Raw genomic sequence first — 19076 nt, 5'->3', positions numbered from 1 at the left:
CACGGGGCTCCCCACCGTGAATCAGATGCCATGACCGAACAAACGCTCGCTGCGCCGATCGACGACCAGCGCCCGCGCGGATTCTCGCGCTACCAGGCGCTCCTCATCGCGCTGCTGGCGCTGACGCAGTTCACGATCATCCTCGATTTCATCATCATGTCGCCGCTCGGCGCCATCCTGATGCCGTCGCTCAACATCACGGCGGGGCAGTTCGGCGTCGCGGTGTCGGCCTACGCGTTCAGCGCGGGAGTGTCGGGCATCCTCGCCGCCGGCTTTGCCGATCGCTTCGATCGCAAGCGCCTCTTGCTGTTCTTCTATGTTGGCTTCGCGCTGGGCACGCTGCTGTGCGCGGTGGCGCCGAACTACCATGTGCTGCTGATCGGCCGGATCGTGACCGGATTGTTCGGCGGCGTGATCGGCGCGGTCGTGCTCGCCATCATCACCGACCTGTTTCCGCTGCAGATGCGCGGCCGCGTGATGGGAATCATCCAGACCGCGTTCGCCGCCAGCCAGGTGCTCGGCATTCCCGCCGGCCTGTTTCTCGCCAATCACTGGAGCTGGCATGTCTGCTTCGTCGCGATCGTCGTGCTGTCGATCGTGACGATCGCGATCATCGCCTTCGCCATGGAGCCGGTCGACGCGCATCTGAAGCTGAAGCAGGACAGAAACCCGTTCCACCATCTGGTCGCGACCATCGGCGAGCCGCGCTATACGCTGGCCTTCGCCGTCACGACGCTGCTGGCGACGGGCGGGTACATGCTGATGCCGTTCTCCAGCGCCTACACGGTGCATAATCTCGGCATCGACATCACGCATCTGCCGACGATCTATCTCGTCTCCGGCCTGTTCAGCATCGTCACCGGGCCGCTGGTCGGCCGCGCCAGCGACGCCTTCGGCAAATATCCGACCTTCGTGTTCGGCTGCGCCATGACCGTCCTCATGGTGCTGATCTACACCCATCTCGGCCACGTCTCGCTCGCGACCGCGATTCTGGTCAACGTGCTGATGTTCGTCGGCATCTTCTCGCGCATGATCCCGTCGCAGGCGCTGATGTCGGCGATTCCCGATGCGAGCCAGCGCGGCTCGTTCAGCGCGGTCAGCGCTTCGCTGCAGCAGCTCTCCGGCGGACTCGGCTCGGTGCTCGCGGCTGCGATCATCGCGCAAGGCGCGGACGGCGCCCTGCTCCATTTTGACCGGATCGGCTACGTCGTCGTGACCACGACGATCGTCACGCTGGTGATGATGTATTTCGTGCAGAAGGCGGTGGCGGAGCGGACGGGGAAGCGGGTGGTGTGAGGGAGCGGCTCCTGCTCCACATTCGGATGAACCCACGCCGGGCCTTCGGTGACCAAGGTTGCATCGATGCGCGAACGGAGATTTCCAGTGAAATTCAAACTTGCCGCCGCGATCCTCGCCGCAGGCCTCACGCTGGCATCGATGGCTTTCGCGCAAGACACCACCCAAAGCACCGCGCCAGCCGACCTTGCCGTGATCGATGCCTGCCTGAAGAAGGTGGAGAAAACCGGCGGTTTCGGCGGCACCTGCGTCGGGCTCGTCGCCGACCCCTGCATCAAGGCGGCAGAGGGCGCGAATGACGATGTCGCCAGATGGAAGGCCTGCGCGGCGCGCGAACTCGCCGTCTGGACGCAGAAAACCAGTGAGGCGCTGAAGAAGGTTCAGGCCGGCGGGTTCGCCGACGCGATCAAGGCGGTCAATGACTCGCAGAAAATTTTCGCCGCGTCGCGTGATCGCCTCTGCGCGGTCTTCGACAACGTCGACCCCGGCATGTACCGGGGCGGCGCGAGCTACTGCCGCCTGCGCGAGACCGCGAACCGCTCGCTGAGCCTGATCAAGCTCGGCGCTGCGGTCAACGAGCACTGAGGCCTCCTAGGGGGGGCTCGGGGTCACCGGCCTTGCCGGCATCTTCCGACGTGGCGACGACGGCCATTCGGCGCGCCATGAGCGCTGTGCTTCGGAGTCGTGGACCGGTCAGCAGCTCGATGTCCTGCGGATGAGCGATTTCAGTCGCTTGAGCAAGGGATGGTGCCCAGGAAAGGACTCGAACCTTCACGGCCGTTAAGCCACTGGCACCTGAAGCCAGCGCGTCTACCAATTCCACCACCTGGGCATGCCGTTTGGGGCACGGAGGCGGTTACTACGGTTCGGTGACGCCGTTGTCAATTCATGCGTGAGGCCGGGCTCGGGATGCCGATTGCGCATCGCAAACCGGCCCGATACAAGCCTGACACGACGCACTCTTTTCCGCAGGAACGGCTCCCATGGCATCGAATCTGGACACGCTCGTCACGGTTTTCGGCGGATCGGGGTTTTTGGGCCGCAGCGTCGTCCGCGCCCTGTGCAAGCGGGATTACCGGGTCCGGGTCGCGGTGCGGCGGCCGGAACTCGCCGGATATCTCCAGCCGCTCGGCCGGGTCGGGCAGGTCCACAATGTGCAGGCGAATCTGCGCTATCCGGCCTCGGTCGAGGCGGCGCTGCGTGATTCGCATGTCGTGATCAACCTCGTCGGCGTCCTCACCGAGGGCGGCGCGCAGACGTTTGACGCCGTCCAGGCCAAGGGCGCCGAGACCGTCGCCAAGGCGGCCGCCGCCGCCGGGGCCCAGCTGGTGCATGTCTCGGCGATCGGGGCCGATGCGCAATCGCCCTCGCGCTATGCCAGGGCCAAGGCGGCCGGCGAAGCGGCGGTCCTGGCCGCGGTTCCCGCCGCCACGATCTTCCGCCCCTCCGTGATGTTCGGCCCCGAGGACCAGTTCACCAACCGCTTTGCCGCACTGGCCCGGATGTCGCCGGTGCTGCCGCTGATCGGCGGCGAGACGAAGATGCAGCCGGTCTATGTCGGCGACGTCGCCAGCGCGATCGCGGATGCCGCCGACGGCAAGGCCAAGGCGGGCGCGACCTACGAGCTCGGCGGGCCGGAAGTGCTGAGCATGCGCGAGATCATCGAGGCGATCCTCGAAATCACCGACCGCAAGCGGATGCTGGTGCCGCTGTCGTTCGGCCTCGCCCGCTTCCAGGCCAACTTCCTGCAATTCGCACCGGGCGCGTTCAAGCTGACGCCCGACCAGGTCACGCTGCTCGAGCGCGACAATGTCGTGTCCGATGCGGCGAAGGCCGCCGGGCTGACGCTGGAAGGCCTCGGCATCACGCCCGATTCGCTGGAAGCGATCGCCCCGCAATATCTCTGGCGCTTCCGCGCGGCCGGTCAGTTCCAGCGCATGAGCGTGTGAGTTTCACCTCTCCCGCTTGCGGGAGAGGTCGCCGCGAAGCGGCGGGTGAGGGCAACGGCCTCAAAACTTCAGCTTCTTGAACACCGCTTCCGGCAACGTCTTGATGATCAGCATCACGAGGCGCCATTTGGCGCTGACATAGACAATATCGGTCTTGTTCTCGACGGCGCGAAGGATCGCAGCGCCGACGACGGGGGCTTCGACGGTGAGCGGACCGATCAGCTTCATGTCTTCGGTCATCCTGGTGCGGACGAAGCCGGGCTTGACCGTGACGACGTGGACGCCGCCCCGGCTGGCGCGGGCGCGCAGGCCGGACAGGAAGGCGGAGAAGCCGGCCTTCGCCGAGCCATAGACATAGTTCGAGGCGCGGCCGCGATCGCCGGCAACCGAGGACACGCCGACCAGCGTGCCGCTGCCGCGGCTCAAGAACTTTTCCGCGAACAGGCCAAGGATCAGCGCCGGGCCCTCGTAGTTGGAGCGCATGATCGCGGTGGCGTGGCCGAGATCGCTCTCGGCCTGTTGCTGCACCCCGAGCAGGCCGACGATCGAGATGACGACATCGGGCAGCGCGGGAAGGCCGGCGACGAAGCCTTCGAACGAGGCGGTGTCGAGCACGTCGAACGTGTGGAGGCCGACCTCGACCTTGTAGCGCGCGCGCAGATCGGCGGCGTCGGGCTCCAGCGCGGCGAGGTCGCGGCCGGCGAGCCCCACATCGTATCCCGCTTTGGCGAAGGCGCGCGCCGCGGCGCGGCCGATGTCGGATGAGCCACCCAGGACCAGTACAGACTTGCGCGACGTCACGGCCTAGACCTCATCAAACAGACGTTGTGAAAGCTTGGAGCGGATATTGCCGGCGGGATCGAGCGATTTGCGGATCGCGTTGAAGCGCGACAGCGCGGGATAGCCGGCATTGAGCGTCTCGCGCGACTGGCGCGCATCCTTGGCGAGATAAAGCCGCCCGCCGGCCTCGACGACGAGGCGATCGATCTCGTCGAGAAAATTCAGGATGTCGCCCCGCACCGGGAAATCCAGCGCCAGCGTGTAGCCGGGCAGCGGAAACGACAGGATGCCGTCGCCTTGGCCGAGCTTCTTCAGCACCGCGAGGAAGGAGGCATCGCCGCGCCGCGCGACGCGATCGAGGATTTCGCCGAGCACGGCGCGCGCACCGTTTTCCGGGATCACACATTGATGCTGCAGGAAGCCGCGCTTGCCGTAGATGCGATTCCAGTCGGCAATGCTGTCGAGCGGGAAGAAATAAGGATAGAGCGAGACCACATGGCTGCGGCCGGCGCGGCGCGCGCCCATGCGGTAATACAGCTCGTTGAAGGCACGGATGCTGAAGCGGTTCAGCGTCATCGAGGGCAAATCGATGGGGACGCCGAGACCGGGATCCTTGCCGGCAGGAAACGCGGCGGCACCGGCAGGAAGCTCGTCCTTGCCGGCGTGCTCGCCGAGATAGATCAGCGAGCGGCCGAGATCCTTGCCGCGCGCGGCACAATCGATCCAGGCCACCGAATAGGTCGCGGCATCGCCTGCATCGAGCGCGCGCATCGCCGCATCGAGATCGGACGCTGAGATCACGCGCTCGCGGATCCATCCCGTTTCGACCTTGCGCAGCCGTAGCGTCGCCTCGAGGATGATTCCGGTCAGACCCATGCCGCCGATTGTGGCAAAGAATGCATCGGAGTTCTGCTCGCGCGAGGCCTCGATGGTCTCGCCCTCGCCCGTGCGCAGCAGGATGCTGTCGACGTAACGGCCGAAGCCGCCCTCGCAATGATGGTTCTTGCCGTGCACGTCGGCGGCGATGGCGCCGCCGATCGACACGAAGCGCGTGCCGGGCAGCACGAAGGGCAGAAAACCGCGCGGGCCGAAAGTGTCGATGAGATCCGAGAGCAGCACGCCAGCCTCGAGGCGGATGCGTCCACTCGCCGGATCGAACCACCTGATGCGGTCGAAGCCCGTCATCGCGACGGTCCTGACGGCCCCGATCGCGGCATCGCCATAGGCGCGGCCATTGCCGCGCGCCACGGTGCCGGACACCATGGCTTCAGCAACGGCCTCGAACGACCGCGGCCGCAGCACGTCGCTATCGACGACCGGGAAACGGCCCCAGCCGCTGACGAGGGTCATCGTTCAGCTCCTGTGCCGGGCGCGCCGCCCTGCATTCCGAAACTGAGTACCGGTCAAAAGCTTATATTGCGTTGAAGGCGTGAGCCATCCGGAGTCTCGATGCCCACCTCTCCCCGACGGGGAGAGGTGAACCGAGAACCTCGGCCAGCATTGTCCGATCAGATGCCTACCTGCCCAATGCCAGCGCGATCAGGCCGAGCGTGCCGACGATGACGCGCCACCAGGCGAACAGCACGAAGCCGTGGCGGGTGACGTAGGTCAGGAACGTCTTCACCACGATGATAGCAGTGATGAACGAGACCACGAAGCCGATCGCGACGATGTTCATGTGATCCATCGTCATCTCGGCGCGGTTCTTGTAGAAATCGTAGGCGAACGCGCCGATCATGGTGGGGATGGCGAGGAAGAATGAGAACTCCGCCGCCGCGCGCTTGTCGGCGCCCAAGAGCATCGCAGCGACAATGCTGGCGCCGGAGCGCGACACGCCCGGGATCATCGCCACACACTGCGCGATGCCGATATAGAGATACATCAAGAGCGGAAACTTGGTGGCGTCGTGCTCGCGCGGCTTGAGATCGAGCTTGTCGACCCAGAGCAGGATGGCGCCGCCGACGATCAGCGTGAAGCACACGACCCACGGATTGAACAGCAGGGTCTTGATGTATTTGCCGGCGACGAGGCCGACGATCACGGCCGGCAGGAACGCCACCAGCACGCCGATCACGAAGCGGCGCGCATAGGCATCGCCCGTGAACAGGCCGATCACGACATCCCAGAGCTTCCTGAAGTAGAGCCCCACGATCGCGAGGATCGCGCCCAGCTGGATCAGGACCGTAAACGAATCCCAGAACGCACCTTCGCCGAGATGGAAGAAGCGCTCCGCGAGCAGGAGGTGGCCGGTCGAGGATACGGGAAGGAACTCGGTCACACCCTCGATGATGCCGAGGATCACTGCCCGTATTGCGTCTGACATATTTACGGTCCATTTCGGCTGGAAAAGCGGGGCTCTTCTCGCCTATTCGCCCCCATGCCGCAATCGCAAAATGCGACATCACGCCCTTGCTTCGCGGTTTTGAAGGGCTAGTGTGGCGCCGCACAAACATTGATGGATTCTTAAGCACCATCAAATAGTCAAAGGCTTCATGTTTACGCTGTTTCATCATCCGTTCTGCCCGCATTCGCGCTTCATCCGCCTGATCGTGGGTGAATACGGGCTCGACCTGAAGCTGGTCGAGGAGCGCAGCTGGGAGCGGCGCGAGGCGTTTCTGCTGCTGAATGCGGCCGGCACCACGCCTGTGCTGGTGGACGAGGAACAGCCGCCGATCCCGGGCGCGGCCATCATCGCCGAATATGTCGACGAGGCCTATGGCGCGGGGATGGGCGTCAAGCGCCTGATGCCGGAGACCACCTTCGAGCGCGTCGAGGTGCGCCGGCTGATGGCCTGGTTCAACGAAAAGTTCTTCGAGGAGGTCTCGCACCCGCTCGTCACCGAGCGGATCTACAAGCGCTTCATGAGCGAGGAGAACGGCGGCGGCCCGCCTTCGGCGGACGTGATGCGCGCAGCGAAAGCCAATGTGCGCTATCATCTGGCCTATATCGGCTGGCTGGCGCAGACGCGCAATTTCCTCGCCGGCGACCGGCTCACCTACGCGGATCTCGCCGCCGCGGCGCATCTCTCGGCGATCGACTATCTGGGCGACGTGCCATGGAGCGAGGACGACGCAGCAAAGGCGTGGTACGCGCGGGTGAAATCCCGCCCGTCGTTCCGTCCGCTGCTGAGCGAATGGCTGGCCGGCGTGCCGGCGTCGCGGACCTATGTGGACCTGGATTTCTGAGCTCCGACCCGACTGAGCTGAAGGCGGCGCTGGCGCGCGAAGCGCACGCGCTCGGCTTCGACTGCATCGGCGTCACCGCGCCGGGCACGATCGATGCGGCCGGAAAATACTTCCTCGAATTCATCGCCTCGGGCGGCCATGGCGACATGGACTGGCTGGCGAACCAACCGGAGCGCCGCGTCGATCCGCGCGGGCTGTGGGCCGACGTGCGCAGCGTGATCATGCTCGGCGTCAATTACGGTCCCGACTCCGATCCGCTCGCGGTCCTGAAGCAGCGCACGCGCGCGGCGATCTCGGTCTATGCGCAAGGTGACGACTATCATGACATCATCAAGAAGCGGCTGAAGGCGCTGGCGCGCTGGCTGGTGGCGACCGCGCCGTCGGACGTGAAGGTGTTCGTCGACACTGCGGCGGTGATGGAAAAGCCGCTGGCGCAGACCGCGGGCCTTGGCTGGCAGGGCAAGCACACCAACCTCGTCTCGCGCGAGTTCGGCTCGTGGCTGTTTCTCGGTGCGATCTACACCACGCTCGATCTGCCGCACGATGCCGCCGAGATCGATCATTGCGGCTCGTGCCGGGCCTGTCTCGACATCTGCCCGACCGCGGCCTTTCCCGCGCCCTACAAGCTCGATGCGCGGCGCTGCATCTCGTATCTCACGATCGAGAACAAAGGGCCGATCCCGCACGAGTTTCGCAAGGCTATCAGTAATCGCATCTATGGCTGCGACGATTGCCTCGCGGCATGCCCCTGGAACAAGTTCGCGCAGGAGGGGCGCGAGGCCAAGCTCGCCGCGCGCGACGAATTGCGCGCGCCTGATCTCGCCGAGCTGGCACGGCTGGACGATGCCGCGTTTCGTGCGCTGTTCACGAAGTCGCCGGTGAAGCGCATCGGGCGCGACCGGTTCTTGCGGAATGTGCTGATTGCGATCGGCAACTCAGGCGAGGCGGCACTGGCGGACGAGGCGCGGCGGTTACTCGATGACTCAAGCCCACTGGTGCGCGGGGCGGCGGTGTGGGCGCTGGGGCAGTTGGTGTCACGAGAAGAGTTTGAGGCGATGAGATCTGCTGCTGCGCGCAAGGAGCACGACGATAGCGTGCGTGAGGAGTGGCGGGCTGCGTCCTAATTCTCTGCTGTCATTCCCCGCGAAAGCGGGGAATCCAGTACGCCGCGGCCTGTCGATTCAACCACAACCGCCGCGGCGTACTGGATCGCCCGGTCAGGCCGGGCGATGACACCTTTTGTATGGTGAGCACACACGCCCTCACCACCCTTGATTTCCCCGCGCGTTCCCGCAATCTCGCGCGTCATGACAAACATGCCTTTCTTCACCCGGGAGGGTGACACATTCCATCCGACGGAAGTCGCCAACGGTCCATGGGATCCGAAATCGCTGCACGGGCGCGTCATCATCGGCCTGCTCGGCTTCGTCATCGAGGAGCGCCATTCCGGGCCCGAATTCGTGCCGGCGCGGCTCACGGTCGACATGTTCCGGCTGCCGACCATCGACAAGCCGATCGAGGTGAGGACGCGCCTGGTGCGCGATGGACTGCGCATCCGCGTGGTCGAGGCGGAGTTTCTTTCCGGCGGCGTCAGCATGGCGCGCGCCTCGTGCCAGCTGCTGCGCAAGACGCAGAATCCCGATGGCAATGTGTGGTCGCCGCCGAACTGGGATGCGCCGAAACCATCCGACATTCCCAAGCCGACCGATCCCCGGCTCGGCATGAACGGCAAATGGGCGACGCGCCCCATCGTCGGCCATATGGGCTCGCTGGGGCCGCGCCGGCTGTGGATGAGCGAGGTGCGCGAGCTCGTCGCCGGCGCCGCGATGACACCGTTCGTCCATGTCGCCACCGGCGCCGATTTTGCCAGCCCGTTTGCCAATGCCGGCGACCAGGGGCTCGGCTACATCAACAGCGACGTCACGATCTATCTGCACCGCCTGCCGGTGACGGAGTGGATCGGCTTCGAGGTGGTGAACCACCACGCCACCGACGGCGTCGCGATCGGCGAATGCTGGCTCCATGACGAAGCGGGCCCGATCGGCACCGCGACGGTGGCCGCGCTGGCGCAGCGCAAACCGATGGCGAATCCGTCGAAGCGTTAGCTCACTGCCGTTATTCCGGGGCGTGACGAAGTCACGAGCCCGGAATCCATCGGACGGCAGAGTTGGTGGAGGAATGGATTCCGGGTTCGCGCTACGCGCGCCCCGGAATGACGGCTAGATGCCGCTGCATCTCCGGCCGCGCCTTGAGCTCGGCGCCCTGCTTTGCAACGATCTTCGCGATCCGCTCCGGCGCAAATCTCAAGTCGACAAACGCCGGCGCGGTGTTGGCGACTTCATGATAGCTCGCGATCCTGCCGTCCTTCAGCGTCATGATCGCAACGCCCTCGAACATCGCGCGCGCGCCGTTCGCTTCCGGCAATGTCGATTTGTAGCTGAAGGTGTAGCGCGCATAGAGCGTGGTGCCGTCGGTGACGGGGTCATGCATGTCCCAGCGGAAATCCGTCGCCGTGCGATAGAACCAGTCGTCGATCATCGCGGCGATCTTCGCGCGGCCGGCGAAGGCGCCGTAGAAGACGTCGTGATAGACGCCGTCCTCGGTGAACAGCTCGGCGAAGGCTTTGCCGTTGCGTTGCTCGACCGCGTCGCAGAACGCGCGCAGCATGACGGTGGTGGTCGTCATTGACGTTTCTCCCTTCCCGTTTCTGTCATGCCCCGCGAAGGCGGGGCATCCAGTACGCCGCGGCTTCTCGGCTTAAGCACGATGGCCTCTGGAATACTGGATTGCCCGCCTTCGCGGGCAATGACAGCGAGCACTGCAACTTCACCCGATCTCCGCCACCGCGGCAAGAATGCGCGCAATGTCCTGCGGGCGTGACAGGCGGTGATCGCCGTCCTGGATCAGTGTCAGCACGACGTCGTCGGCCGGCAGGCGATGGGTGAGCGCGAACGCATGCTGCCACGGCACATCGGGATCCTTCGCGCCCTGCAGGATGCGGACGGGGCAGCCGAGATCGATGGCGCTGCCGAGCACGAGGTGGTTGCGCCCCTCCTCGATCAGGTTCCGCGTGATCGGATAGGGCGTGCCGTCGCCGTACTCCGACGGGCGCAGCCAGAAGCCCCTGGTCTCGATCTCCTTCTTCACCGCGGGCGAGAAATTCTTCCACATCAGCTCTTCGGTGAAATCGGGCGCCGGCGCGATCAGCACGAGCCCTGCGAGCGACGCTTTGCCGGCACGCTTCTTGATCTCGCGGGCGAGCAGCAGCGCCATCCAGCCGCCCATGGAGGAGCCGATCAGGATTTGCGGGCCGTCGCAAAAGCGCTCGAACACCGCAATACTGTCCTCGAGCCAGCTGCCGATGGTTCCGTCGGCGAAATCGCCGCTGGATTCGCCGTGACCGGAATAGTCGAACCGGACCACAGCACGGCCGCGCTCGTGGGCCCAGGCATCCAGCGCCACGGCCTTGCCACCCTGCATGTCCGACTTGAAGCCGCCCAGCCAGACCAGGCCGGGGCCTTTTCCGGGACGGCGGCGCACCGCGATCCGGCGTGCGGACGGCCCTTCGTCCACATCGATGAACTCAAGCGCGGCATCGGGAATTGCGTCGGTCATGGAACGTTTACTCTGGCTGTGCGGTTTGAGCTGTCCGGACCTGTTCCGAAGACGACCGGCATCGCTATTGGTCCTTTGGGACGCTTGCGGAACAGAGGCAAGGTGTCTATGTCGGTCAGCGTGCCGAGGGCCGTGACCAAAATGCCTCGCATTTGAGGGTTTTTCGCGCCTCGTACCAGCGACTTGCTTGCCCGCAAACGCATCTTCCTTCAAAATAGCCGCTTCTTTCACAACTTTGGAGAACCACCCATTCGCCGTCCTAATAAAGCTCCGCCCGCTGCCAGCAAAGACGGGCCGCGCATCAATGATGATATCCGCAATGCGCAGATCCAGCTGATCGACCAGACCGGTGACAACAAGGGCACGGTCGAAACGGTCGTCGCCATCCGGATGGCCCAGGAAGCTGGCATGGATCTGGTCGAGATTTCGCCGAATACCAGCCCTCCCGTCTGCAAGATCATGGACTACGGGAAGTACAAGTATTCCGCCCAGAAGAAAGCCGCGGAAGCCCGCAAGCGGCAGAAGACCGTCGAGATCAAGGAGATCAAGCTCCGTCCGATGATCGACGATCACGATTACGACGTGAAGATGCGCGCGATGCAGCGGTTCTTCGAAGAGGGCGACAAGGTCAAGATCACGCTGCGCTATCGCGGCCGCGAAATGGCGCACCAGGAGATCGGCACCAAGCTGCTCGACAAGATCAAGACCGACGTCGCCGAGCTCGCCAAGGTCGAGCAGGACGCGCGGTTCGAAGGTCGCCAGGTCGTCATGGTGCTGGCGCCGCGCTGACGCGCAACGCTTCGGGACTTGAGAATGCAACGGCCCGTCCGGATCCCCGGCGGGCCGTTTGTGTATCAGGTCCGCGTCGCCTGCCAGGTGCCGCTGCACTGGTCGCCCAAAATGATGCCCTTCCACGACCCGGCGCCGTTCACGCGGGCGAGCCGGCCGCCGCCGCTGGCGTGGGACGCGCCGACCGAGACCTGCACGGCGACAGCGCCGGAACGGTTGACCCGGCCCGAGACCCGGCCGCCGCCGGCGGAGGAGACGCGGGTGCCTGTCACGGTGAAGGGAACGCTGTAGCCCGAGCTGCAATTGCCGCGGGTGGTGGCGAAGGTGACGTTCCAGATGCCGTCATAGCGGCCGGCGCGGGCATCGGCGGCCTGAGGCAGCGCAGCCGCGGCGAGCACGGCGAACAGCGCCAGACGGCGCGGACGAGCGAAATCGGCCAGTGAAATCAGAAATTGCGGGAAATGAGCCATTTTGGACCTGCTTCAGCGAGAAGGCTTGGACATGAGGGTAGCAGCGTCCAATAGTCGGCGGGGTGGTTTCGGCGGTTCATCGTTGCCAATTGGCCTGTGCTCTGTCATAAGCCCAGCCTTCATCGCCCGGCTGATTTACGGGCTGCCGTGGCGGTGTCTCGTGCGGGTTTCGCGCTCGTTCGCAAAACCTGAGCACAATCAACGCTCTAACGAGCATTTTTGACGGTCCAGCCGCCTTCGCGGGCGGATCTCTGTGGCCATTAGGAGAGCCAAATGCCCAAGCTGAAGACCAAATCGGGCGCTAAAAAGCGCTTCAAGGTGACTGCAACCGGCAAAGTGATGCACGCCCAGCGCGGCAAGCGTCACGGCATGATCAAGCGGACGAAGAAGCAGATCCGTCAGCTCCGCGGCACCCGCGTGCTGTTCAAGACCGACGGCGACAACGTCAAGAAGTACTTCTTGCCGAACGCCTGATCGCGTCCACGATCATTGCCATCCCTGCCGCGTCCGCGCGGCGATCCGATAACCAAAGTCATCTCTGAAGGATTTCGTCATGTCTCGCGTCAAACGCGGTGTGACCGCCCACGCCAAGCACAAGAAAGTCTACAAGGCCGCCAAGGGCTTCTACGGCCGCCGCAAGAACACCATCCGCGCCGCCAAGCCGGCCGTGGAGAAGGCCCAGCAATACGCCTTCCGCGATCGCAAGCGTCGCAAGCGCACCTTCCGCGCGCTCTGGATCCAGCGCCTCAACGCTGCCGTCCGTCCGTTCGGCCTGACCTACAGCCGATTTATCGACGGCTTGGCCAAGTCGGGCATCACCGTGGACCGCAAGGTGCTGTCGGATCTCGCGATCCGCGAGCCTGCCGCGTTCCAGGCGATCGCCGAGAAGGCCAAAGCCGCGCTGGCGGCGTAAGCCGCCCAACTGCGCAACTTGCGCAGCATTGAGCTTGTGATGGCCCGGGCAGAGGCGCGTCTCGCGCTTCATCGCCCCGGCCGTCATCTCTCGCGCAAGCACACTTCTCCGACGTGGATGCCCGGCGAATCTAACGCGAAGACGCGCTTCGCGCTTTTGGGCCGGGCGTGACGGGCTAGGATCATCGGCTCAGCATCCTGGCCAAAAGGGATTGCCATGACCGATCTTGCCCAGCTCCAAGCCCAGATCATCGCCGACATCGCCGCGGCTGCCGACGAGGCTGCGTTAGAGGCCGTGCGCGTTGCAGCCCTCGGCAAGAAGGGCTCGATCTCGGCGCTGCTCGCCACGCTCGGCAAGATGTCGCCGGACGAGCGCAAGACGCAAGGCGCGGCGATCAACCAGGCCAAGGACGACGTCAGCCAGGCGCTTGCGGCGCGACGCGACGTGCTGAAGTCGGCCGCGCTGGATGCGCGGCTGGCGTCCGAGACCGTCGACGTCACCCTGCCGCTGCGCGATACGGCGGCGGAGGCCGGCCGCATCCATCCGCTGAGCCAGGTCTGGGACGAGCTCACCACCATCTTCGCCGACATGGGATTCTCGGTGGCCGAAGGCCCTGATATCGAGACCGACGACTACAACTTCACCAAGCTGAATTTTCCGGAAGGCCATCCGGCGCGCGAGATGCACGACACGTTCTTCTTCCATCCGAAGGAGGACGGCTCGCGCATGCTGCTGCGGACCCACACCTCGCCGGTGCAGGTGCGCACGATGCTGAGCCAGAAGCCGCCGATCCGCGTGATCTGCCCGGGCCGCACCTATCGCATCGATTCGGACGCGACCCACACGCCGCAATTCCACCAGGTCGAAGGCCTCGTCATCGACAAGGGCTCGCATCTCGGCCACCTCAAATGGATCCTGCACGAGTTCTGCAAGGCGTTCTTCGAGGTCGACCACATCAACATGCGCTTCCGGCCCTCGTTCTTCCCGTTCACCGAGCCGTCGCTCGAAGTCGACATCCAGTGCCGCCGCGACAAGGGCGAGATCCGCTTCGGCGAGGGCGAGGATTGGCTCGAGATCCTCGGCTGCGGCATGGTGCATCCGAACGTGCTGCGCGCCTGCGGCATCGATCCCGACGAGTACCAGGGCTTTGCCTGGGGCATGGGCATCGACCGCATCGCCATGCTGAAATACGGCATCGCCGACCTGCGCCAGCTGTTCGACAGCGACGTCCGCTGGCTGTCCCACTACGGCTTCAAGCCGCTCGAAGTACCAACGCTTGCCGGAGGGCTGAGCACGTGAAATTCACCCTCTCCTGGCTGAAGGATCATCTCGAGACCGACGAGCCTTTGGACAAGCTCGCCGACAAGCTCACCATGATCGGGCTCGAGGTCGAGAACATCGAGGACAAGGCGAAGGCGCTGAAGCCGTTCACCATTGCGAAGGTGATCTCGGCCGAGCAGCATCCGAATGCGGATCGCCTGCGGGTCTGCATGGTCGATACCGGCGACGGTGGTGCGCCGGTGCAGGTCGTGTGCGGCGCGCCGAATGCGCGTACAGGCCTCGTCAGCGTGTTCTCACCGCCCGGCACCTACATTCCCGGCAAGGACATCACGCTGGGCGTCGGCACCATTCGCGGCGTCGAGAGCCGCGGCATGCTGTGCTCGGCGGCCGAGCTGCAGATCTCCAACGACCATGACGGCATCATGGAATTGCCGGCGGACGCGCCGATCGGCGCGGCTTACGCCGAATGGGCCGGGCTCGGCGATCCCGTGATCGAGATCAACCTGACGCCGAACCGGCAGGACTGCACCGGCGTGCATGGCATCGCGCGCGATCTCGCCGCCGCCGACATGGGCAGGTTCAAGGACCCTACGATCAAGCCGATCAAGGGCGAATTCCCCTGCCCCGTGAAGGTCACGGTCGAGGATGCCACGCTCTGTCCGGGTTTTGCGCTCCGCCTGGTGCGCGGCGTCAAGAACGGACCGTCGCCGGAATGGCTGCAGAAGCGGCTGACCGCGATCGGGCTGCGTCCGATCAACGCGCTGGTCGACATCACCAACTTCATGACCTACGACCGTGCGCGCCCGCTGCACGTGTTCGACGCCAGGAAGGTGAAGGGCAATCTCGTCGTGCGCCGCGCGCGCGAGGGCGAGAGCCTGCTGGCGCTCGACGGCCGCACCTACAATCTCGATCCCGCCATTTGCGTGATCGCCGACGAGCATGGCGTCGAATCGCTCGCCGGCATCATGGGCGGCGAAGCCTCGGGCTGCGACGAGAACACGACTGACGTGCTGATCGAATCGGCGCTGTGGAACGAGATCAACATCGCCCAGACCGGCCGCAAGCTCGGCATCAATTCGGACGCGCGCTACCGCTTCGAGCGCGGCGTCGATCCGGCCTTCATGGTGCCCGGCGTCGAGCTCGCGACCAAGCTGGTGATGGAGATGTGCGGCGGCACGCCGTCCGAAACAGTCGTGGTCGGCAAAGCCTTCGCCGACGACCGCGTGATCGACTTCCCGGTCACGGAGGTGAAGCGCCTCTCCGGCATCGAGGTGCCGCAGGTCGAGATGAAGCGCATCCTGACCCATCTCGGCTTCATGATGGCGGGTCCGGGCCCGGTGGTGAAGGTCGCGGTGCCCTCGTGGCGCTCCGACGTGCACGGCAAGGCCGACATCGTCGAGGAGATCGTCCGCATCTTCGGCGTCGACAAGGTGCCGATGACGCCGTTCGAGCGCGGCGACGAGCCGCGCAAGCCGGTGCTCACGCCGCTGCAGCTGCGCACCCGCCGCGCGCGGCGCGCGCTCGCGAGCCGCGGCATGGTGGAAGCCGTGACCTGGTCGTTCATCGCAAAACCTGCCGCCGAATTGTTCGGCGGCGGACAGCGCGAGCTCGAAGTGGCGAACCCGATCGCATCCGATCTCTCCGACATGCGCCCGACCCTGCTCGCCGGCCTGATCGCGGCGGCGCAGGCCAATGCCGATCGCGGCTTCGGCGATGTCGCGCTGTTCGAGGTCGGCCAGGTGTTCAAGGGCGATCGCCCGCAGGACCAGTTCATGGCGGCGAGTGGCGTGCGCCGCGGCCTTGCTTCGTCTGAAGGTCTCGGACGGCACTGGTCCGGTTCGGCGCAGGCCGACGTGTTCGACGCCAAGGCCGATGCGTTGGCGGTGCTGGCGGCCGCCGGCGCGCCGATGCAGGCGCTGCAGATCGTGGCGGGTGGTCCCGGCTGGCTGCATCCGGGCCGCTCCGGCACGATCCAGATCGGGCCGCAGAACGTGCTCGGATATTTCGGCGAAGTGCACCCCAAAGCGCTCGAGGCACTCGGCGCCGACGGGCCGCTTGTCGTGTTCGAGGTGATCCTCGACCGCATCCCCGAGGCCAAGAAGAAGCCGACGCGCGCCAAGCCCTTGATCGAGCTCTCGGCGTTCCAGCCGGTGTCGCGCGACTTCGCGTTCATTGTCGACCGCGGCGTCAAGGCCGGCGACATCGTTCGCGCCGCGCAAGGCGTCGACAAGAAGCTGATCACGGGCGTCAACGTCTTCGACGTCTACGAGGGCAAGGGCATCGATGACGGCAAGAAGTCGATCGCGATCGCGGTCACGCTTCAGCCCCGCGAGAAGACCCTGACCGATCAGGAGATCGAGGCCGTCGGCGCCAAGATCGTGGCCGAGGTCACCAAGAAGATCGGCGGCGTTTTGCGAGCATGACGCCGAAAAGTGTGAAGCGGTTTTCGGACAAAAGTCATGCTTGGGAGTCATAGAGCATGACCTTCGCTGATTTCCTTCCGAAGGACTTCAGCCTCACGATCGCGACGGCGCTCTGCGCCGTCGCTTTCGTTTCGGGCACCGCGCGCGGCTTCTCCGGCTTCGGCGCGGCGCTGATCTTCATGCCACTGGCAAGCAGCTTCGCGGCGCCGCGGCTCGTTGCAGCCCTGCTGCTCGTCATCGACTTCGTCGCGGCCGCGCCGCTGCTGCCCGAGGCCTGGCGGAAGGCCGATCGCAAGGCCACCGCGGTCATCGTGCTGGGCGCGCTGATCGGCGTACCCATCGGCACTTATTTCCTCAGCGTGCTCGAACCCGTCACCACGCGCTGGATCATCTCCTGCTTCGTCGCGGCGCTGTTGCTGCTATTGCTGTCGGGGTGGCGCTATCGCGGCAAGGACCACGCCTGGCTGTCGGTCGGCATCGGCGGCCTCTCCGGCTTCTGCAGCGGTCTCGCGCAGACCGGCGGCCCGCCGATCGTCGGCTACTGGCTCGGCCGCCCGATCGCGCCGATCGTCGCGCGCGCCAACATCGTGCTGTTCTTCGGCGCGTCGGATTTCTTCTCGATGGTCAGCTACGCAACCACCGGCCTGATCAGCCGCGAATCGCTGGTGCTGTCGCTGATCGTCGGCCCCGTCTACGCCCTCGGCGTCGCCTTCGGCGCCTCGCTGTTCGGGCGCGCGAGCGAGAAAGTGTTTCGCGGCATCTGCTACGCGCTGATTGCGATGGCCGTGATCTTTGGGCTGCCGGCGTTGGACGGCGTGTTGCGGTAACTACTGCCTCGGCACGCGCCGCTTCTTGGTCGACTGCGTCGGCACATCTGCAGGCTCGTCCTTGAGCGCGCCGATCTTGCGCAGGGCTGCATCCGCGGCGCGTTCGCCGCTGTCCCAGGCGCCATCGACGGTGCCCCAAAGCGTCTCGTGCGTGGCTTCGCCGGCGAGGAAGACATTGCCGATCGGCTCGGTCAGAATCTTTCGCGAGAGCTGGCCGCCGGGCGCAGACGCCGACATTGCGCCCATCACGTAGGGCGAGGCATTCCAGCGCGTGGCGCTGGTCTTCTGCACGGCGGAAGCAGCCTCGCTGCCGAACAGCTTTGCGATCCACTCCTTGGCAAAGGCCACCATCGCCTTCTCGCCCTGCTCCGAGAGATCGCGGCCGAACGAGCCGCCGACATCGATCGAGCACAGCGAGGAGCCGCCGATATTGGCGAACATCAACGCCGTGCGGGTCGAATTGCTCTGCTCGATGAGGATGTCGTCGCGCGAGAGGCCGAGCGGATTGCCCGGCAGCTGCAGCACGATGCGATCGTAGCTGCCGAGGCTGAGCTTCGATGCCGCATCCAGCGTTCGCTTGGGAATGTCGGGGGCGAACTTGATGGCGCCCGATGTCAGCACGTTGGTCGAGACCGTGACGATGGCGGCGCGCGCGGTGATCTTGCCGGCCTGCGTCTCGACGCTGACGTCGCGGTTGCTCCAGGCGATGCGGCTCGCCGGTGTCGCCAGCGCCACCGGCGCCTGCTCGGCGAGCCTGGCGATCAGCGTGCCCAGGCCCTGGCGGCAGGCGATCGCTGCGTTGCGGTCCTGCGCGCGTCCCTTGTCGATCGCGGACAGCTCCTTCAGGTCCTTGCCGGCGAAGCTCGCGCCGAGCATGAACTCGGCCGCGCCGGCCCAGTCGCCGAGATCCTTCGGCAGCACGGCGGCACAGGAGGTATCGAGCTTGCCCCGCGCGGCCTCGTCGATGGCACGGTTGGCGCGCACCAGGGCGGCCAGGAACTGCTCGGTCTCGCCTGCGCGGGCGTTGCGGCGGCCGATGCGCATCTTCTGGCCCGAGGGCGCCGGCAGCACGTCGAGCCCGGCACTGCGCGCCAGCCGGATCATCGGGTTGGTGTCGGGATTGTGCATCCAGCGCGCGCCGCGGTCGAACGGGGTGTCGAAGGTCGTGCTGTCGGTGATGCAGCGGCCGCCGACTTGCGATGCTGCTTCCACCACGATGACCTTGCGGCCCGTTGCCATGATACGCCGCGCCGCGGCAATTCCCGCAGCCCCCGCACCGATCACCACGATGTCGGCCTCGCGCGGCAGGGGCGCGGCGGATGCGCGCAGCACCGGCATCGCCGCAAGGACCGCGGACGCCGAAAGGAAGCCGCGGCGCGTGATTGTCATGTCATGGTTTCCGGGGACTTGCGGCGAACGGGAACAGCCCGCGAACCTTGCCGTATCTGATGTTGCGCAGCAACCATCATGGTGAATCAATCATGCTTGATCTCACAGAGCGATGAACCGAATTGCAACACGTTTCGACCATGATAGAGAAGGGAAAAA

The 19076-nt window shown here is 65.4% G+C and carries 20 protein-coding genes and 1 tRNA gene; 12 read left to right on the top strand and 9 right to left on the bottom strand.

Going from position 1 to position 19076, the window contains the following annotated elements; all coding sequences use genetic code 11:
* The first annotated feature begins 30 nt into the window (after window positions 1-30).
* Both ACNJYA_RS01250 and ACNJYA_RS01245 read left to right on the top strand, forming a co-directional pair.
* Window positions 31-1296 (top strand): MFS transporter, encoded by a 1266-nt coding sequence (locus ACNJYA_RS01250; RefSeq protein WP_439401885.1) that lies wholly within the window; start codon window positions 31-33, stop codon window positions 1294-1296.
* A gap of 48 nt (window positions 1297-1344) precedes the next feature.
* On the top strand, window positions 1345-1881 hold the full coding sequence (locus tag ACNJYA_RS01245; RefSeq protein ID WP_260381510.1) for a lysozyme inhibitor LprI family protein: 537 nt from the start codon (window positions 1345-1347) through the stop codon (window positions 1879-1881).
* 160 nt (window positions 1882-2041) lie between these two features.
* On the opposite strand, the gene ACNJYA_RS01240 is transcribed toward ACNJYA_RS01245, so the two are convergent.
* A tRNA-Leu gene (locus ACNJYA_RS01240) sits at window positions 2042-2128 on the bottom strand.
* A gap of 151 nt (window positions 2129-2279) precedes the next feature.
* Between ACNJYA_RS01240 and ACNJYA_RS01235 the strand changes: the two genes are divergently transcribed.
* Entirely contained in the window at window positions 2280-3245 is a 966-nt protein-coding gene (locus ACNJYA_RS01235; protein ID WP_439365103.1) for a complex I NDUFA9 subunit family protein, read from the top strand.
* A 60-nt stretch (window positions 3246-3305) separates the two neighbouring features.
* Here ACNJYA_RS01235 and ACNJYA_RS01230 read toward each other — a convergent pair whose 3' ends face one another.
* The 3 genes from ACNJYA_RS01230 to ACNJYA_RS01220 form a co-directional block, all read right to left on the bottom strand.
* Window positions 3306-4046, bottom strand: a complete 741-nt coding sequence (locus ACNJYA_RS01230; RefSeq protein WP_439401884.1) for an SDR family oxidoreductase — start codon at window positions 4044-4046, stop codon at window positions 3306-3308.
* 3 nt (window positions 4047-4049) lie between these two features.
* Complete coding sequence (locus ACNJYA_RS01225; RefSeq protein ID WP_439401883.1) at window positions 4050-5375, bottom strand: FAD-binding protein; 1326 nt, start codon at window positions 5373-5375, stop codon at window positions 4050-4052.
* Window positions 5376-5541: 166 nt separating this feature from the next.
* The gene (locus tag ACNJYA_RS01220; protein WP_172789490.1) at window positions 5542-6348 is read right to left on the bottom strand and encodes an undecaprenyl-diphosphate phosphatase; all 807 of its coding nucleotides are present in this window, start codon (window positions 6346-6348) and stop codon (window positions 5542-5544) included.
* Window positions 6349-6517: 169 nt separating this feature from the next.
* Between ACNJYA_RS01220 and ACNJYA_RS01215 the strand changes: the two genes are divergently transcribed.
* Together ACNJYA_RS01215 and queG are read left to right on the top strand one after the other, a co-directional pair.
* Window positions 6518-7210 carry a glutathione S-transferase family protein gene (locus ACNJYA_RS01215; protein ID WP_212257801.1) on the top strand — a complete coding sequence of 231 codons (693 nt, stop codon included), beginning with the start codon at window positions 6518-6520 and terminating at the stop codon, window positions 7208-7210.
* Window positions 7159-8334, top strand: coding sequence for a tRNA epoxyqueuosine(34) reductase QueG (queG, locus tag ACNJYA_RS01210; protein ID WP_439401882.1), 1176 nt, complete (start codon window positions 7159-7161; stop codon window positions 8332-8334). Before ACNJYA_RS01215 ends, queG begins: the two co-directional genes overlap by 52 nt.
* On the opposite strand, the gene ACNJYA_RS01205 is transcribed toward queG, so the two are convergent.
* Complete coding sequence (locus ACNJYA_RS01205; RefSeq protein WP_439401881.1) at window positions 8331-8528, bottom strand: hypothetical protein; 198 nt, start codon at window positions 8526-8528, stop codon at window positions 8331-8333. The two genes, queG and ACNJYA_RS01205, sit on opposite strands and share 4 nt — an antisense overlap.
* On the opposite strand from ACNJYA_RS01205, the gene ACNJYA_RS01200 reads away from it, so the two are divergent.
* Window positions 8518-9315 (top strand): acyl-CoA thioesterase domain-containing protein, encoded by a 798-nt coding sequence (locus ACNJYA_RS01200; RefSeq protein ID WP_439365099.1) that lies wholly within the window; start codon window positions 8518-8520, stop codon window positions 9313-9315. The two genes, ACNJYA_RS01205 and ACNJYA_RS01200, sit on opposite strands and share 11 nt — an antisense overlap.
* Before the next feature lie 91 nt (window positions 9316-9406).
* On the opposite strand, the gene ACNJYA_RS01195 is transcribed toward ACNJYA_RS01200, so the two are convergent.
* Window positions 9407-9895 (bottom strand): nuclear transport factor 2 family protein, encoded by a 489-nt coding sequence (locus tag ACNJYA_RS01195; protein WP_439401880.1) that lies wholly within the window; start codon window positions 9893-9895, stop codon window positions 9407-9409.
* Window positions 9896-10036: 141 nt separating this feature from the next.
* Window positions 10037-10825, bottom strand: a complete 789-nt coding sequence (locus ACNJYA_RS01190; protein WP_439365097.1) for an alpha/beta hydrolase — start codon at window positions 10823-10825, stop codon at window positions 10037-10039.
* A 249-nt stretch (window positions 10826-11074) separates the two neighbouring features.
* On the opposite strand from ACNJYA_RS01190, the gene infC reads away from it, so the two are divergent.
* Window positions 11075-11614: a translation initiation factor IF-3 gene (infC, locus tag ACNJYA_RS01185; RefSeq protein WP_080134054.1), complete on the top strand. Its 540-nt coding sequence runs from the start codon at window positions 11075-11077 to the stop codon at window positions 11612-11614.
* A gap of 65 nt (window positions 11615-11679) precedes the next feature.
* On the opposite strand, the gene ACNJYA_RS01180 is transcribed toward infC, so the two are convergent.
* Window positions 11680-12084 carry a hypothetical protein gene (locus tag ACNJYA_RS01180; protein WP_439401879.1) on the bottom strand — a complete coding sequence of 135 codons (405 nt, stop codon included), beginning with the start codon at window positions 12082-12084 and terminating at the stop codon, window positions 11680-11682.
* A gap of 273 nt (window positions 12085-12357) precedes the next feature.
* On the opposite strand from ACNJYA_RS01180, the gene rpmI reads away from it, so the two are divergent.
* The 5 genes from rpmI to ACNJYA_RS01155 all read left to right on the top strand — a co-directional run bounded on the left by rpmI (window position 12358) and on the right by ACNJYA_RS01155 (window position 17528).
* Window positions 12358-12558, top strand: a complete 201-nt coding sequence (gene rpmI, locus ACNJYA_RS01175; RefSeq protein WP_008539890.1) for a 50S ribosomal protein L35 — start codon at window positions 12358-12360, stop codon at window positions 12556-12558.
* 79 nt (window positions 12559-12637) lie between these two features.
* Window positions 12638-12997, top strand: a complete 360-nt coding sequence (gene rplT, locus ACNJYA_RS01170) for a 50S ribosomal protein L20 (protein WP_027550107.1) — start codon at window positions 12638-12640, stop codon at window positions 12995-12997.
* Window positions 12998-13213: 216 nt separating this feature from the next.
* Complete coding sequence (pheS, locus tag ACNJYA_RS01165; protein ID WP_439401878.1) at window positions 13214-14296, top strand: phenylalanine--tRNA ligase subunit alpha; 1083 nt, start codon at window positions 13214-13216, stop codon at window positions 14294-14296.
* Window positions 14293-16701 carry a phenylalanine--tRNA ligase subunit beta gene (gene pheT, locus ACNJYA_RS01160; protein WP_439401877.1) on the top strand — a complete coding sequence of 803 codons (2409 nt, stop codon included), beginning with the start codon at window positions 14293-14295 and terminating at the stop codon, window positions 16699-16701. Before pheS ends, pheT begins: the two co-directional genes overlap by 4 nt.
* Window positions 16702-16757: 56 nt before the next feature.
* Window positions 16758-17528, top strand: a complete 771-nt coding sequence (locus tag ACNJYA_RS01155; protein WP_172789481.1) for a sulfite exporter TauE/SafE family protein — start codon at window positions 16758-16760, stop codon at window positions 17526-17528.
* On the opposite strand, the gene ACNJYA_RS01150 is transcribed toward ACNJYA_RS01155, so the two are convergent.
* On the bottom strand, window positions 17529-18917 hold the full coding sequence (locus ACNJYA_RS01150; RefSeq protein WP_439401876.1) for a flavin monoamine oxidase family protein: 1389 nt from the start codon (window positions 18915-18917) through the stop codon (window positions 17529-17531). It lies immediately after the preceding gene.
* Between the last annotated feature and the right edge of the window lie 159 nt (window positions 18918-19076).

The organism is Bradyrhizobium sp. BLXBL-01, from assembly GCF_051853025.1.
Taxonomy (GTDB): domain Bacteria; phylum Pseudomonadota; class Alphaproteobacteria; order Rhizobiales; family Xanthobacteraceae; genus Bradyrhizobium.
Note: the sequence above shows the minus strand (reverse complement) of the source record. Positions and strands in the feature narration are given on the sequence as shown.